This is a genomic window from Streptomyces sp. NPDC005393, from assembly GCF_040606675.1.
Taxonomy (GTDB): Bacteria; Actinomycetota; Actinomycetes; order Streptomycetales; family Streptomycetaceae; genus Streptomyces.
In genome coordinates this window covers 78,189-92,951 of sequence record NZ_JBEXFG010000014.1, presented here as the reverse complement: position 1 = coordinate 92,951, position 14,763 = coordinate 78,189, and the positions used below count along the sequence as shown (strand labels likewise).

The window sequence follows — 14,763 nt, the reverse complement described above, 5'->3', positions numbered from 1 at the left end:
TGTTCATCGGCGCCCTGCCCCGTACCGCGACCCTCGCCGCCGGGCTCAGCGGCCTGTGACCCGGCGTCTGGTCCGATGGGAGGAACGGAGGCGATCAACGGGCGTGGAGGGGGTACCGGATCTAGGGGGCGCCCCGCATGATCCACAAGACACCCCCAGGCCGCGCGTCCGCGTACGCCTCTACACCGCCCGCGACACCAGGGAGCCCAGGGTGACGGATACGAACACCGGGAACGGCCGGACCGTCGGACACGCCGGGAACGCCGAACATCCGCTGGCGGGGTGCGCGGCGGTGGTGACCGGCGCGTCCAGCGGCATCGGCGCGGCCACCGCCCTGGCGCTGGCCCGGGAGGGCGCCGATGTCGCGCTGGTCGCCCGCCGCACCGACCGGCTGGAGGCCCTGGCCTCCAGCATCCGGGACGAGGGCCGCTCGTGTGTCGCCCTCACCGCCGACCTCCGGGACATGGCGCAGGCGCGACAGGCCGTCGAGGACGCCGTGGAGCGCTTCGAACGGCTCGATGTGGTGGTGAACAACGCCGGCTATGTCGCGGTCGGCCCCGTCGAGTTCAGCGACCCGGAGGACTGGGAGCGGATGGTCGACCTCAACGTCAGGGCCGTGCTGCACACCTCGCAGAAGGCGCTGCCGCATCTGCTGGCGGCGGCCGTGGACGGCGCGCGCGGGGTCGCCGACCTGGTGAACGTCAGCTCGACCGCCGGCCGGCTGGCACGGCCCAACAACAGTGTCTACTGCGCCACCAAGCACGCGGTGAACGCCTTCAGTGAGTCCCTGCGCCAGGAGGTGACCGGACGCGGCGTCCGGGTGGGGGTGGTGGAGCCGGGCATGACCAGGACCGAGATGACGGGCGACCGCGGCATCGCCGCCGTCGCCCGTGGCGTGCCGCGGGAGTCATGGCTGCACGCCGCGGACATCGCCCGCTGCATCACCTTTATGGTCACGCAGCCCCCGCATGCCGCGATCAACGAGCTCATGGTGCGCCCCACCGCGCAGGAACACTGACCGCCGGCACCGTTGACGCCACGGCACCGTTGACGCCACGACACCGTTCACGCCGCGACACCGTTCAGCCACGGGGTCGCTCACGCCACGGCGTCCCAGTCGACGCGGTGGTCGAACTGCCACGCCGACTTCTCCGGCTAGACCAGCTTCATGGCCACCGGCATCAGCAGATCCCGCACCACCCGGCCGACCGGTCCGGCGGCCTTGTCGCTGTTGGTGCGGGCGGCGTTCGCGATGATCCGCTCGACGCGGGGCCGCCGTAGCTCCTCGTAGCGCGCGAAGGCCCGCTCGTACGGTGCGTCACGCAGACAGCGGGCCAGTTGGACGGCGCTCTCGGCGGCGAGCGAGGCGCCCTGCCCGGAGCTGGACGAGGCGCGCGCGGCCAAGCTCGCCGCCTCCCTGGCCGAGCTCGACGCGGACCTGGCCGGCGCGAGGGAGCGCGGGCTGCCGCGCGTCACCACGCTGGAGGACGAGTATCTGCGCGCGGTCACCGCGGCCGAGCCGGCATGGATTCGCTCGGTGATCGAGGATCTGCGCGCGGGCCGCCTGGTGTGGTCGCTGGAGACCCTGGCGGCCTTCGCCGAGGGCGCCTCGTCTCCTGCCTCAGGGCCTTCTTGAGCTGGGACGAACCGCCGGCGCATCCGGCACCTCCGCCGCGCGGGCGGCGTGCGTTGGCCCCATCAGGTGACGGACGCGATCCCGGCCGTGACCCGAATGCCGTACCGCGGGGGCCGGGGGAGAGGGGCCGGGCTCCCCGTGGCCGTCTGTCCGCCGACTGCCGGACTCCCCTGGTGACGGGCCGTATGCCACGCCGCTGACCTGCGCAGACGTCCTTCTTCCAGGCGGGGTGACGATGCGCCGTACGGCCGGAAGGCCGGTGGACCGGGCGGTTTCCGGCGGCCCGGGTGCCCGCCATCCGGCCGACGGCACGGGCCGTGCGGGTGCTCGACCTGCCCCGCTTCGGATGACAGCGTGTGCCGACATGGAGCACAGCCCTGGACCGCAAAACGTGCGCGCGAGGCTGCTGCTGGCCAGCGCCACCATGCTCTTCGTCGAGCTGGCGCTGATCCGGTGGACCGGCGCCAATATCGTCCATCTGAGCTATTTCTCGAACTTCATCCTCTTGGGCTCGTTCCTCGGGATCGGCCTCGGATTCCTCATCCCGGCCGGCCGTGGGCAGTGGCTCACCCGCTGGGCCCCCGTGCCGCTCGCCCTCCTCGTCGTCCTGGTGCGGGAGTTCCCCGTGCAGGTCCGGCAGACCAGCGGCGAGGTCATCTACTTCACGGCGGTCAAAACCACCGGTCTGCCGCAGTGGGTGACCCTGCCCGTCCTGTTCGGACTGACCGCGCTCATCATGATGGCGATCGGAAAGATGACGGCGGATCTGTTCCGGCGGCTGCCGTCGCTGGAGGCGTACCGCTACGACCTCGTCGGCTCGCTGACCGGGTCGGTGTCGTTCGCGCTGCTGTCCTGGCTGCGCGCGCCGTCGGTGGTGTGGGGCACCGTCGCCGCGCTGGCCCTGCTCGCCCTGGGCGGACGCCGCAACACCGTCCGGTACACGGTCCCGCTCGGGGTGATGGTGGCGGTCCTGGCGCTCGAGTCGGCGGCCGGCGGCGTCTCCTGGTCCCCGTACTACAAGATCGAGGTCAAACGCTCGACCTCGACCGACCGGGACTACAACATCGCCGCCAACGGCGTTCCGCACCAGAGCATCGCCCCGCTCAAGGCGCTGACACAGCCGGGCTCGCCCTATGAGCAGCCCTACCGCGAGACACCGGACAACTCCCACCGTCGCGTCCTGGTCATCGGGGCGGGCAACGGCAACGACGTCGCCCTCTCCCTCGCGCACGGGGCCCAGCGGGTGGACGCCGTGGAGATCGACCCCCGGCTGCAGGAGATCGGCGCGTCACTGCATCCGGCCCGTCCGTACGACAACCCACGGGTGCACGTCCACATCAACGACGGCCGGGCCTTCCTGGAGCAGACCGACGCCCGCTACGACCTGATCGTCCTCGCGCTGCCGGACTCCCTGACCCTGGTGTCGGGGGCCAGCAATCTGCGCCTGGAGAGCTATCTGTTCACCCGGCAGGCGTTCGAGGCGGCACATCGCCATCTCGCCCCCGGCGGAGCGTTCGCCATGTACAACTACTACCGGCAGAACTGGCTCATCGACCGCTTCGGTTCCACCCTCACCTCCGTCTTCGGACACGCGCCCTGCATCACCCACTACGGCGGCAAGAAGGCCGCGATCCTGGTGGCGGGCGTCACGTCGGGCGATCAGTCCTGCGCCACATCCGCATGGCGCCCCTCCGGTCCGGTGCCCTCGGCCGCCTCCGACGACCATCCGTTCCCCTATCTGCTGCACCGCACCATCCCGACCCTTTATCTCGGGGTGCTGGGCGCGATCCTGCTGGTGACGCTGTTGTCGGTGCGGCTGACCGGGGTCCGGCTCAGAAGGACCGCCACCTACGCCGACATGTTCCTGCTCGGGGCCGCCTTCATGCTGCTCGAAACCAAGAACGTGATCGGCTTCGCCCTCTACTTCGGCACCACCTGGCTGGTCAACGCCATGGTGTTCGCGGGTGTGCTGCTCGCCGTGCTGTGCGCGGTGGAAGTGCGGCGGCGGATGCGCCGGCTCAATCAGCTCGCCCTGCAACTCCTGCTCTTCGCCACCTTGGCCATCGCCTGGCTCATCCCGACCCAACTGGTGCTCGGGCTGCCGTTCGCCGCGCGGCTGGCCGCCGCGATCGCGCTGGCCTTCGCCCCCATCTTCTGCGCCAATCTCATCTTCTCCGACCGGCTGGCCGTGGCCCCCGACCCCACGGCGGCCTTCGGTGCCAATCTGCTGGGCGCCCTCACGGGCGGCACCCTCGAATATCTCGCCCTGCTCATGGGATATCAGGCCCTGCTTCTGGTCGTGGCCATGCTGTACGCGGGTGCCTGTGTCGCCATGCGCTTCATCCGCCCCGGCCCCGGCGAGACCGCCGCGCATGAGCCACTCACCGTGCGGGCGGCCCCGCGCCCCTGAGCCCCGCCCCCGCCCCCGCCCCCGCTCCCGCCGCTCCCGCTCCCGCGCCCCCGCTCCCGCCGCCCCCGCTCCCGCCGGCTTCGCCCGGTCGGCCGGGGGCGGCCGTGCTGCGGCCCCTCGTCGCCGTGGTCACTCGAACATGACGTAGTCCGGCCGCGGCCGCAGCGCCAGCACCTCCTCGGGGGTCATCAGCCGGCTTCCCTCGGTGTCCTCCTCGTAGAAGAGCTTGAAGCCGGTGTGCAGGCCGTCGGGCTTGTCCTTCACGAGCTCGCGCCAGGTGTCCCGCTTCATGCCCGGCGATCCGATGCCGTCCGCGCTCTTGATGAGGACGACACCGGGCTGTGGACGCAGCGCGGACTGGTCGCGGACGACGGAGACGGCCACCTGGTGGAAGACGAGCGGCTTCTGCGGCAGATCGTGTTCCTCGACGATTCCGGAGAGATAGCGGGCCACATCGGTCAGCTCCGCGCCGCTGGTGTGGCCGTAGCTGTCGCCCGGCACCTCACCCGGACCCATGTCCCACTCCGGGTCCAGTGCTATCCCCACATCGGGATGGACCAGCCACTCCCGCACCGCCTTGACCTCGTCGAGGGCCGAGACCCGGCCCGGCTGGATGTTCAGCAGCAGCAGGGCCCGATGGCGTTTGGCCATGTCGTGGAAGCGGCGGATCGTATCGGGGGACGTACGGGAGCGGTAGGTGCCGTCGGGGCCCGCGCTGCTGTTGGCGACCGTCGCCAGAAGTTCGAGTACGGGCTGCGGCTGACGGTCCGCGGCGTAGGCGCGGGCGGTCTTCTCGATCTGCCGGACGCGCTGGTCGAGATCCCCGGTGCCGAGGCGGCCGAGCGCGGCGGCGCCGGGCAGTCCGCAGTAGCCCACCAGGCGGTACCGGGACAGCTCCCGGCCACCCCGGGGGAGCTCGGGCCGCGGTCGCGCGGTCGGCGAGGGCGAGGTGGCGGACGGCTTGGCGGGCTTCGCCGGTTCGGACGGGCCGGCGGACCCCTTGGCACCCTGGGCCCCCGCTCTGGAGCCGGTACCGGCCTGCTCATCGCCGCATCCGGCGGCGAGCAGGCCGACACCGGCCGCCGCGGTCGCCGCGAGCATGCCACGCCGGGTCGGCGGTGGCGTTCTCGCGCGGCTGCCGCCGTCCACGAGCCGTTCGACGCCCTGCCGGGTCGATGCCTCCTCCGGCGTGCGCTTCCCGGGTGTGCTGTGGGCCACGTTCCCTCCGTCCGCGGTGCCCGGCCGGACCGGGCACCGGTGTGTTCTGCGGGCCGATGGGTTGTCCGTGCCATGCAGCCTCTCCGGTCTGGCGGAGGCGAAACGGGATCGTGTCCACCGGGTGTCGGGCATGCGTCATATCCGGCCCCGGGCGGCGCGGCGGCCGGGGCCGGGCGGCGGGTACACAGCGGGCACGAGAGACTTGTTGGCCGTTGTCGTGTTCACCGGGTTGGTTGCAATCGCACAGTTCCCCCAACCCATCATGTACTGGTAGTCGGCCCGCTCGGCTGCCGCTCGGCGAGTGACCGCCGCACCCGCTCCACTTCCTCCGCCACCCCCAGCTTCTGGTAGAGCGCGAGGGCCCGCTGGGCATGGCACCTGGCTGCCTCGGCGCCGTGCGTCGCCCCTCCGCCTCGCGCAGCTGATCGACGGCCCGCTCCACCGCGCCGCCCGCCACCGTCTGACGGGCCTGCCCGCGCAGCTGCCGAAAGCGTGTCAGATCGACGGCCTCGGGGGCGATGCGCAGCCGGTAGGTGCGCGGTGAGGGGCGCTCCAGCCGTGTGTCGTCGCCGGCCACTTGCTTCAGCCGGCCCCGCAGCCGGGAGAGATAGCTGTGCAGCGTGGCCGCGGCGGTCAGTGGCAGCCGATCTCCCCAGACTCGGTCCACCAGGGCGTCCACGGAGACCGGTTCGCCCGCCGCGGCACCCAGGACCGCCAGCACGCACCGCTCCTTCGGCGAACCCAGCGTCCACTGACGGCCCTGGTGCCAGAGCTCCACGGGTCCCAAGACTCGGAGTTCCACCAGCATCCCCCCGGCCGGTCGGCCCTGCTCTTCGCGATTCCGGCACTTCCACCGTTGCGCCGATTTCCCTGCCCAGACAGGGGCGCATCGAGGCAGAGGGGCGCAGACACCGCCCGGATCACGCAAATCGGGCTACGGTCTCGCCGCAGGGCGGTTGCAAGGTTTCCGCACGTCGTTCGTCCACGGAGTGGGGCACATCCGGTCCGAGGCGGTGCGCGGCCGGTCCGCGCACCCCCAGACGAGGGCTCGGGAGGGGTTCGATGAGTGTCGTGGCAGACGTCCCTTGGCGTCATGTGCCCATCCGCCTGGACGTGGAGCGCTGGGCGACCCGTCAGGTGCGGAAGAGGATTCCAGCGGCTGGTCACCACCCCCACATTCCGTCCGCCCGGCAGCAGGGGGTCTGGCCTGCGCGGCGGTTGCGGCGTCGTCCAGCAACACCACCAGCCGCCGCTCGGCGGTCAACGACCGGTACAGATCCGTCCGTTCGTCCACGGCCGCGGGTATCCGCTGCGGTGGCACTCCCAGCGCCCGCAGAAACCGGCCCAGGATCTCCATCGGGTCCGCCGGCGCCCCGCCCGGCGACTGCGCTCCGAGACCGGCGTACAGCCGGCCGTCGGGGAAGCGCGCCCGTAAGGACCGCAGGCAGGAGAGCGCGAGCATGCATTCGCGTCAACGGGGACGGCCGACGGCCTGGTCACATGCCAATGGCAATCCCCATGACGCTTGGTTCAAGGAGGAGCCGGGGAAGGAGACACCGGGGAAGGGGGTAGAACGAACGGGGGTACAAGGTGCGTACGCGCGCCGAGGAGAGGACTCCGAGGAACGACATGATTCTGCTGCTCGGCATCGACATCGGCACCTCCGGCTCCAAGGGCGTTCTCGTCCGGACCGATGGCACCCTGGTCGCCCAGGCCGCCCGCGAGCACACCACCGCCACCCCGCGCCCCGGCTGGGTCGAGCACGACGCGCGGGCCGTGTGGTGGCGGGACTTCACGGCCCTCAGCGCGGAGCTGCTGGCCACCGCCCCCGCCGGGGAGCGGATCGGGGCGGTGGGCGTCAGCGGCGTCGGCCCCTGTCTGCTGCCGACCGACGCCGACGCCACCCCGCTGCGCCCGGCGATCCTGTACGGGGTGGACACCCGCGCGGGCGACCAGATCGCCGCCCAGCGGGCGCGCTACGGCGATCAGCGCGTGCTCGACCGCTGCGGTTCGCCGCTGACCAGCCAGGCCATCGGGCCCAAGCTCGCCTGGGTACGGGAGGAGGAGCCCGCGGTCTACGCCCGCACCCGCCGCTGGTTCATGGCGAGTTCGTATCTCGTGCACCGGCTGACCGGGGCGTACGTCCTCGACCACCATTCCGCCAGCCAGTGCACCCCGCTCTACGATCTGCGGCGCGGCGCCTGGATCGGGGAGTGGTGCGAGGAGATCGCACCGGATCTGGAGTGGCCGCGGCTGGTGTGGCCCACCGAGGTGGCCGGCCAGATCACCGCCGAGGCCCAGGCCGCCACCGGCATCCCGGCGGGCACCCCCGTGATCGCGGGCACCATCGACGCCTGGACCGAGGCGAGCGCTGTGGGGGCCATCGCGCCGGGGGATCTGATGCTGATGTACGGCACCACGATGTTCCTGGTCAATGTGGTCACCGAACCCGCGCCCGACCCTCATCTGTGGTCCACCCGGGGCGCGTTCCCCGATACGTACTGTCTGGCGGCGGGCATGGCCACCTCCGGTGCCGTCACCGGATGGCTGCGCGATCTCACCGGCGCGGACTACGGCACGCTGGTGGCCGAGGCCACCGCCCTCGCCCCGGGCGCGGAGGGGCTGCTGATGCTCCCGTACTTCGCGGGCGAACGCACCCCCCTCTTCGACCCCGACGCCCGTGGACTCGTCCTCGGCCTGACGCTCCGGCACGGCCGGGGTCATCTGTACCGCGCCGCCCTGGAGGCCACGGCGTTCGGCGTACGGCACAATCTGTCGGCCATGGACGAGGCGGGCGGCGACATCCGCCGCCTCGTCGCCGTCGGCGGCGGCGCGCGGGAGCTGTGGACCCGGATCGTCTCCGACGTCACGGGCCGTCCCCAGGACGTCCCCCGGCACACCGTGGGCGCCGCCTACGGCGACGCCTTCCTCGCGGCGGTCGGCACGGGGCACGCGGTGGCGACGGACATCGCGGAATGGAACCCGGTCGCGCACACGGTGGAGCCCGACCCGGAGATGGCCGGGACATACGACGGCCTCTACCGGCTCTACCGCGAGCTGTATCCGGCGACACGGGAGGCGGCCCATGCCCTGGCCGCGCGGCAACACGCGGATGCCGGTGCGTAGGTGGCGCCCGTGGCCCGCCCGCCTGGGCGGGGCCGGCGGCGAGGCCCCTGTCAGTGGCGCCCCCTGGTGTCCCCGCCATGGGAATGGCCCTCAGCCACCGCCGCCATCGCCGCTGACGCCGTGACAGGGCCTTCGCCGGTCCGGTCAGGCCGGCTTCGGCGCGTTCAGCAACCGGATCGGCTCGCCCGTCAGAAAGGCGTGGATGTCCTCGACCACCTGCTGGTAGTAGCCCTCGTAGTTGCGCCGGGTGACATAGCCGAGATGCGGGGTGGCCAGCAGATTCGGCAGCGTACGGAAGGGATGGTCCGGTCCCAGCGGCTCCTCCTCGAACACATCGACCCCCGCGCCCGCGATCCAGCCGCCCCGCAGGGCATCGGCGAGCGCCGCCTGGTCCACGATCGCGGCACGGGAGGTGTTCACGAGATACGCGGTGGGGCGCATCCGCCTCAGCTCCGGCGCGCCGAGCAGCCCCCGCGTCCGGTCGCTGAGCACCAGATGCACCGAGACGAAGTCGCTGGTCTCCAGCAATTCCTCCTTGGAGGAGGCGAGCCGGACCCCCTCCGCCTCGGCGCGCTCGGCCGTCAGGTTGCGGCTCCAGGCGGCCACATCCATGCCGAAGGCCAGGCCGACCCGCGCCACCTTGGTGCCGGTCCTGCCAAGCCCCAGCAGTCCGAGACGACGGCCGTGCAGATCGGTGCCGACCGTGCTCTGCCACGGCCCGCCGTCGCGCAGCGCGGTGCTCTCCCGCACCACATGGCGGGCGAGTCCGAGGATCAGCGCCCAGGTGAGCTCGGCGGGCGGCTCGGAGCTACTGGCCGTGCCGCAGACGGTGACCCCGTGCCGGGCGGCGGCCTCCAGATCGACCGACGCGTTGCGCATCCCTGTGGTGACGAGCAGTTTCAGCCGCGGCAGCCGGGCGAACAGCGAGGCGGGGAAGGGGGTGCGCTCCCGCATGATGACCACGATCTCGCAGTCCCCGACCGCCTCGGCCACCGCCTCCTGATCGGCGATGTGCTTCTGGACGGGCACCACGTCCACCGCGTCGAGGACACTCGACCAGTCGGCCATGGACAGCGCCACGTCCTGGTAGTCGTCGAGCACGGCACAGCGCAGCCTCATCGTCCTCACCTCTCCGCGGGTGCGTTGTTTCTACCACTCAGGGGGAACCCGCCCGGCTGACCGCGGTCATCGACGCGACAGCGTCTCCCTCAACGCCTCGGTGAACTCCTCCGGATGCTCGCTGAGGCCCGAATGGCCGCCCGGGAAGTCCATGACCTCGGTGTCCAGCAGCTCCGCGAGCGCCGCGGCCGGCCGGTACAGGAGAAGCCCGTGGGAGTCCCGTCCCCCGGCCGGCACCAGCCGCTCCGACGCGGCCCGCAAGGCCGCCACATCCGGGGCGTAGGAGGTGAACGGGCACAGGATGTGCTCCAGGAAGTAGGGGAAGTTGGCCATCATCCGGTCGAGCACCTCGGCCGGACGCGGCGGCAGCTCCACCGCGGCCTCCTTCTCCTCCTTGGGCGGCGCGTCGCTCTCCGCCGGACCGGTGCCGGCGCTCATCACCGCCACCGCCGCCCCGAGGCCCTCCCGGCGATGGGCTTCGCGTACCTCGGCGAAGAACGCCCGCTGTTTCGCGGCGTCGGGCAGCAGCTCCACCAGCGGCGGCTCATGCGCTATCGCCAGCCGGACGCGCTCCGGGTGGCGGGCCAGCAGGTCGAGCGCGGCGATGGCCCCCGAGCTGCAGCCGACCACATACGCCGGTTCCCCGCCCGGCGAGACCAGGTCGAGCAGGCGGTACGCGTCCTCGCTGTGCTCCTCGACCAGCTGGTCCGCGAGCGGGCCGTCGAGCGGGCTGCGCGACATGCCGCGCGGATCGTAGGACACCACCGTGTACTGGTCGGCGAGGCCCGGCGCCACCTGGTCGAAGGCGGCGGCGTCGCCGGCCCCGGCGGGGATCAGCAGCAGCACCGGGCCGGTGCCGCGCACTTCGTAGTGGAGGGTCGCACCGGGCACCCGCAGGGTGCCGGTCTTCGGTCCACTCATGGTGTACGTCGCTTTCCGCTGGTCCCGGAAGTCCGGGAGGACGTCTGTTCGGCAGGTGCTTCGGCGGCTGGGGAGGGCCAGTTCTCCAGAGCGATGTGCAGCGCGTCGACGGCCCGCTCCCAGGACGCCTGGACCTCGCGGGAGTGTCCGAATCCGTCGTTGGCCTCGATGCTGATGAACCCGTGGAAGGTGCTGCGCAGCAGCCGTACCGCGTCGGTCAGATCCGGCTCGGCCAGCCCGTATCCGCGCAGCATCGAATAGGTGAGCTCGATTTTGCGGAGCGCGCCGGAGGACTCGGCGAGCAGGGCGGGATCCATCGGGAGCTGTGTGGCCGCGTACCGGCCGGGGCGCTCCAGCGCGTAGCTGCGGTACGCGTCGGCGAACGCGATCAGGGCGTCCTTGCCCGCCCGGCCCGCCACCGCCGCGCCGAAGTGGTCCGCGAGTTCGTCGGCGGCCAGCAACGCGACCCGCGCCCGGAGCTCGGCGACGTTCTTGACGTGCGAGTACAGGCTGGCGTCCTTGACCCCGAAACTCCGAGCGAGCGCGGACACCGTCACGTTGTCGAGCCCGACGATGTCCGCCAGGTCCGCTGCCGCCCTCACCACACGCTCGGTCGTCAGACCGGCCCGCACCATGCGCCACCTCCATCGGTAAAAACCTAGAGCCTCTAGGCTGGCGCCTAATGTACACAGGATTTCCGCGGTGTGTGCGGTGGTGCCGTATGTCATGGCCGATGCCCGGGAGGGCGCCTGATGCGGCGTCATGGCGGTTGCGCCGCCACCCTTCCGGATGACATCACTCATGCGAGTGCGGTGTTCCCGTGGTGTGTCTTCACGGGAAGTTGGCCTTGGACAGGGCGCTGAGACGGACGTGGTTGTTTTGTGTAGTGGCACACAAAGCACCGCACACTTCTGACAGCAGGCATAATCGCTGCTGCGATGGGCGCAGACGCCCAGAAAGGGGACGAACTGATGGTGAACGCATTGAGCGCGTTGAGCGCGGACAGCAGTGTGGGATCGACGATCGAGGCGCTGGAGGCCGAACTTCCTCAGCTGCAGAAACAACAGGAGGCGCTCAAGGGTGATTTGGCGGCCGTCACCAAGCGGCTGGAGGCGGTCAGCACCGCTCTGAGCAGCCTTCAGGTGCTCTCCACCGCGGTGGTGCCGGAGGCTGCCGTCGGCGAGACCGCGGTGGCGGTGGGGGAGTTCACCGCCGAGGACACGTCCCGCGCCACCGCCCCGGTCGCGGACGCGGTCACCGGGGCCGTGACGGAAGAGGAGGCGAAGTCGGCCGCCGAGACGGCCTCCGGGGCCCGGACGCCCGCCGCCACGCGCAAGGCCGCCATCGGCCGTCAGCGCAGCAAGGCCAAGGCCCCCGCGGCCGGACGGGCCACCAAGACCGCGAGCAAGAAGACCGCCGTCGCGAAGAGGACCGCCGCGAAGGCCGCGGCGAAGGCCCCCAAGGCCACCAAGGCCACCAAGGCCGCGGTGAAGACCGCCCAGGGCACGAAGGCCACGGCGAAGACGGTCAAGGCCACCAAGGCCACGGCGAAGACGGCCGACAAGGCCCCCAAGGAGACGGCCACCGCGTCCGAGCGCTCCACCGGGCTCGCCGAGAATGTGCTCGCCGCCCTGCGCAAGGCCGGCCGCCCCATGCGCGCCTCCGAGGTCAACGACGCCCTGGGCCGCGACGAGACGCGCACCAATGTGAACTCGGTGCGCAACACCCTGGAGCGGCTGCGTACGACGGACCGGGCCCAGCGCTCCGGCCGTGGCCTGTACGAGGCCACGGCCACGAGCTGAACACCCCGCCGGTTCGCCGGGCGGCCCACCGGTCAGTTCACCGCCACCCAGGTGTAGCGGTGTTCGGGACGGCCGGTGTCGCCGTACTTGAGGGTGAGGCTGATGCGGCCCGCGTGCTCGAGGTACTTCAGATAGCGCTGGGCCGTGGAGCGGCTGATACCGGTGCGCTCCGCCACCTCATGGGCGGAGAGCGGATGGTCGGCCTTGTCCAGGGCCCGGCGAATGAGGTCGACGGTCGGGGCGGAGTGGCCTTTGGGGAGGGTGGATCCGGATGTGTCGGCGGCTGCGAACGCGCCGAAGATCCGGTCCACCCGCTCCTGCCCGGTCTCGCCGCGCCCGCCGAGGCCTTCGAGGGTGCGGCGCAGCGCCGCGTAGCCGTCGAGCTTGGCCCGTAGCCCGGCGAAGTTGAACGGCTTGACCAGATATTGCAGCGCGCCGTAGCGCATGGCGGCCTGGACGGTGGCCACATCGCAGGCCGCCGTCACCATGATGACGTCGGCGTGGTGGCCGAGCTGCCGCATCCGCCGCACCAGCGTCAGCCCGGTCTCGTCCGGCAGATAGTGGTCGAGCAGCACGAGGTCGACATGGCCGCGCTCGAGGGTGGCCAGGGCCTGGGCGGCGGTATGGGCGCGGGCGGTGACCCGGAAGCCGGACACCTGGGCCACATAGGCAGCGTTGATCTCGGCGACGTGGAAGTCGTCGTCCACGACAAGTACGTCGATCATCGTGACTCTCCTGCTGCGGTGAACTCATGAGTGGGTGTGTCGTCCCCGGTGAGCGCCTCGGGCAGGACGATGGTGAACACCGCTCCGCCACCAGCCCGGGCGGTGACCCGGGCCATGCCGCCGTATCGCTCGGCGAGCCGCCGCACCAGGGCCAGTCCGATGCCCCGGCCACGCGGCGGTACGGCGGCGGGCTCCTCGTCGGGGCGTCGGCCGGCATCCGGGGACCGGGGGAGGGCCGGCTCTTTGGTGGACCAGCCCTCGGTGAAGATGTGGTCGCGCGTCGCGGGCGGCACCCCCGGCCCGTTGTCACTCACGCGCAGCACCGCGGTGGTGCCCTCGGCCCGCAGCTCGACCTCGATGACGGGGGTGCGGCAAGGGTGCCCGGCCACGGCCTCCAGCGCGTTGTCGATGAGGTTGCCGAGCACGGTCACCAGATCGCGGGGGTCCACCACGCGGCCGGGCAGCAGCGTCGAGGGCGAGATACGCAGGGACACCCCGCGCTCCGCCACGATGGCCGACTTGCCGACGAGCAGCGCCGACAGCAGCGGGTCGTGCACCCGCTCGGAGATCTGCTCGGCGGAGGCACGGTGGGCTTTGGTGAGCACGGCGATGAACTCCGACGCCCGCTCGTGCAGTCCGAGCTCCAGCAGCCCGAGCAGGGTGTGCAGCCGGTTGGCGTGTTCGTGGTCCTGGGCGCGCAACGCGTCGAGCAGCCCACGGGTGCTGTCCAGCTCCCGGCCCAGCAGCTCCAGTTCGGTGCGGTCGCGCAGCGTCGCCACCGCCCCGCCGTCCTTGGTCGGCATGCGGTTCGCGACCAGCACCCGCCCGCCGCTGACGGTCAGCAGATCCGCCCCGTCGACCCGTCCCGCCAGCACCTCGGTCGTGCGGCCCGGGGGCAGCGCCTCCTCAAGGGTGCGCCCGGTGGCGTCCGCGCCGACCCTGAGCAGCCGGCCGGCCTCGTCGTTGATGAGGCGGATCCGGCCCCGCCGGTCGAAGGCCACGACGCCCTCGCGGATGCCGTGCAGCATCGCCTCGCGCTCGTCGAGCAGCGCCGAGATGTCGGCGAACGCCACCCCGTGCGTACGGCGGCGCAGCCGGCGCGAGACGGCGACCGCGGCCAGCGCGCCCACCGCGAGCGCCGCGCCCGCGTACAGCAGCAGCCGGGGCACGGTGGCCAGCAACTGGTCGCGCACACTGCCGTAGCCGATGCCCACCGAGACCGCGCCGACCACCTTGCCGCCGTCAGTGCGCAGCGGCACCTTGGCGCGGGCCGAGCGGCCCAGGGTGCCGACGTCGATCTGCATGACCTCGCGGCCGGCGAGCGCGGCGCTCGGATCGGTGGAGACATGTTCACCGATCCGCACGGCGTTGGTGTGCGACCAGCGCACCCCGCGGGAGTCCATCACCACGATGTACAGCGCCCCGGTGGCCCGGCGAATCCGCTCGGCCGCGCGCTGCACCGGTCCCGACGCGGTGGGCTCGGTGGTCGTCAGATCCCGGGCGATATCCGGATCGGCCGCGGTGGTCTGGGCGATGGCGAGGGCCTGATGCATCGCCTGGTTGTCGATCTCGGAGCTGAGCGGGGCGAGAGACAGACCGGTGGCGAGCACCATCACCCCGCCGATGAGGGTCAGCTGAATGGCCAGCACCTGGGCGGAGACGCGTCGAGGCCAGCGGATGCGCATGTGGGTCACCCCTGTTTCGCCGTCTCCCGGTCCCGTGCCATCCCCGCACGTGAGCGGTAGAGATTCCTCCGTTTATGGTGCTGTGAACGCACCGTAAGCGTGACCGGGCCGGATGCCCAGT

General features: G+C 71.9%; 12 protein-coding genes and 1 pseudogene. 4 read left to right on the top strand and 9 right to left on the bottom strand.

All coding sequences use genetic code 11. The annotated features are described in order from the left end of the window. Positions 1-211 precede the first annotated feature (211 nt). Positions 212-1,018 (top strand): SDR family NAD(P)-dependent oxidoreductase, encoded by an 807-nt coding sequence (locus ABZS71_RS15020; RefSeq protein WP_356210157.1) that lies wholly within the window; start codon positions 212-214, stop codon positions 1,016-1,018. A gap of 137 nt (positions 1,019-1,155) precedes the next feature. Here ABZS71_RS15020 and ABZS71_RS15015 read toward each other — a convergent pair whose 3' ends face one another. Continuing rightward, positions 1,156-1,404: a hypothetical protein gene (locus tag ABZS71_RS15015; protein WP_356210155.1), complete on the bottom strand. Its 249-nt coding sequence runs from the start codon at positions 1,402-1,404 to the stop codon at positions 1,156-1,158. A 623-nt stretch (positions 1,405-2,027) separates the two neighbouring features. On the opposite strand from ABZS71_RS15015, the gene ABZS71_RS15010 reads away from it, so the two are divergent. Then, positions 2,028-4,046, top strand: a complete 2,019-nt coding sequence (locus ABZS71_RS15010) for a spermidine synthase (RefSeq protein ID WP_356210152.1) — start codon at positions 2,028-2,030, stop codon at positions 4,044-4,046. A 129-nt stretch (positions 4,047-4,175) separates the two neighbouring features. Here ABZS71_RS15010 and ABZS71_RS15005 read toward each other — a convergent pair whose 3' ends face one another. From ABZS71_RS15005 to ABZS71_RS14995, 3 genes and pseudogenes are all read right to left on the bottom strand, one after another. Continuing rightward, entirely contained in the window at positions 4,176-5,147 is a 972-nt protein-coding gene (locus ABZS71_RS15005; protein WP_356210150.1) for a hypothetical protein, read from the bottom strand. After that, positions 5,089-6,072 carry a winged helix-turn-helix domain-containing protein gene (locus ABZS71_RS15000; protein ID WP_356210148.1) on the bottom strand — a complete coding sequence of 328 codons (984 nt, stop codon included), beginning with the start codon at positions 6,070-6,072 and terminating at the stop codon, positions 5,089-5,091. The genes ABZS71_RS15005 and ABZS71_RS15000 overlap by 59 nt, the downstream gene beginning before the upstream one ends. A gap of 347 nt (positions 6,073-6,419) precedes the next feature. After that, positions 6,420-6,723: pseudogene (locus tag ABZS71_RS14995) on the bottom strand (regulator); the annotation flags it as partial. Positions 6,724-6,893: 170 nt separating this feature from the next. Between ABZS71_RS14995 and ABZS71_RS14990 the strand changes: the two are divergent. Then, positions 6,894-8,390, top strand: coding sequence for an FGGY-family carbohydrate kinase (locus ABZS71_RS14990; RefSeq protein WP_356210146.1), 1,497 nt, complete (start codon positions 6,894-6,896; stop codon positions 8,388-8,390). A gap of 144 nt (positions 8,391-8,534) precedes the next feature. On the opposite strand, the gene ABZS71_RS14985 is transcribed toward ABZS71_RS14990, so the two are convergent. The 3 genes from ABZS71_RS14985 to ABZS71_RS14975 all read right to left on the bottom strand — a co-directional run bounded on the left by ABZS71_RS14985 (position 8,535) and on the right by ABZS71_RS14975 (position 11,065). Then, positions 8,535-9,509, bottom strand: coding sequence for a D-2-hydroxyacid dehydrogenase family protein (locus ABZS71_RS14985; RefSeq protein ID WP_356210143.1), 975 nt, complete (start codon positions 9,507-9,509; stop codon positions 8,535-8,537). A 66-nt stretch (positions 9,510-9,575) separates the two neighbouring features. Beyond that, on the bottom strand, positions 9,576-10,430 hold the full coding sequence (locus ABZS71_RS14980; protein WP_356210141.1) for an alpha/beta hydrolase: 855 nt from the start codon (positions 10,428-10,430) through the stop codon (positions 9,576-9,578). Then, positions 10,427-11,065, bottom strand: coding sequence for a WHG domain-containing protein (locus ABZS71_RS14975; RefSeq protein ID WP_356210139.1), 639 nt, complete (start codon positions 11,063-11,065; stop codon positions 10,427-10,429). Before ABZS71_RS14975 ends, ABZS71_RS14980 begins: the two co-directional genes overlap by 4 nt. A 336-nt stretch (positions 11,066-11,401) precedes the next feature. Here ABZS71_RS14975 and ABZS71_RS14970 point away from each other — a divergent pair, with 336 nt between their 5' ends. Then, the gene (locus ABZS71_RS14970) at positions 11,402-12,232 is read left to right on the top strand and encodes a prephenate dehydrogenase (RefSeq protein ID WP_356210137.1); all 831 of its coding nucleotides are present in this window, start codon (positions 11,402-11,404) and stop codon (positions 12,230-12,232) included. Between the two features lie 32 nt (positions 12,233-12,264). Here ABZS71_RS14970 and ABZS71_RS14965 read toward each other — a convergent pair whose 3' ends face one another. Further along, complete coding sequence (locus ABZS71_RS14965) at positions 12,265-12,957, bottom strand: response regulator (RefSeq protein WP_355852141.1); 693 nt, start codon at positions 12,955-12,957, stop codon at positions 12,265-12,267. Further along, entirely contained in the window at positions 12,954-14,642 is a 1,689-nt protein-coding gene (locus ABZS71_RS14960; protein WP_356210134.1) for a sensor histidine kinase, read from the bottom strand. Before ABZS71_RS14960 ends, ABZS71_RS14965 begins: the two co-directional genes overlap by 4 nt. Positions 14,643-14,763: the final 121 nt, after the last annotated feature.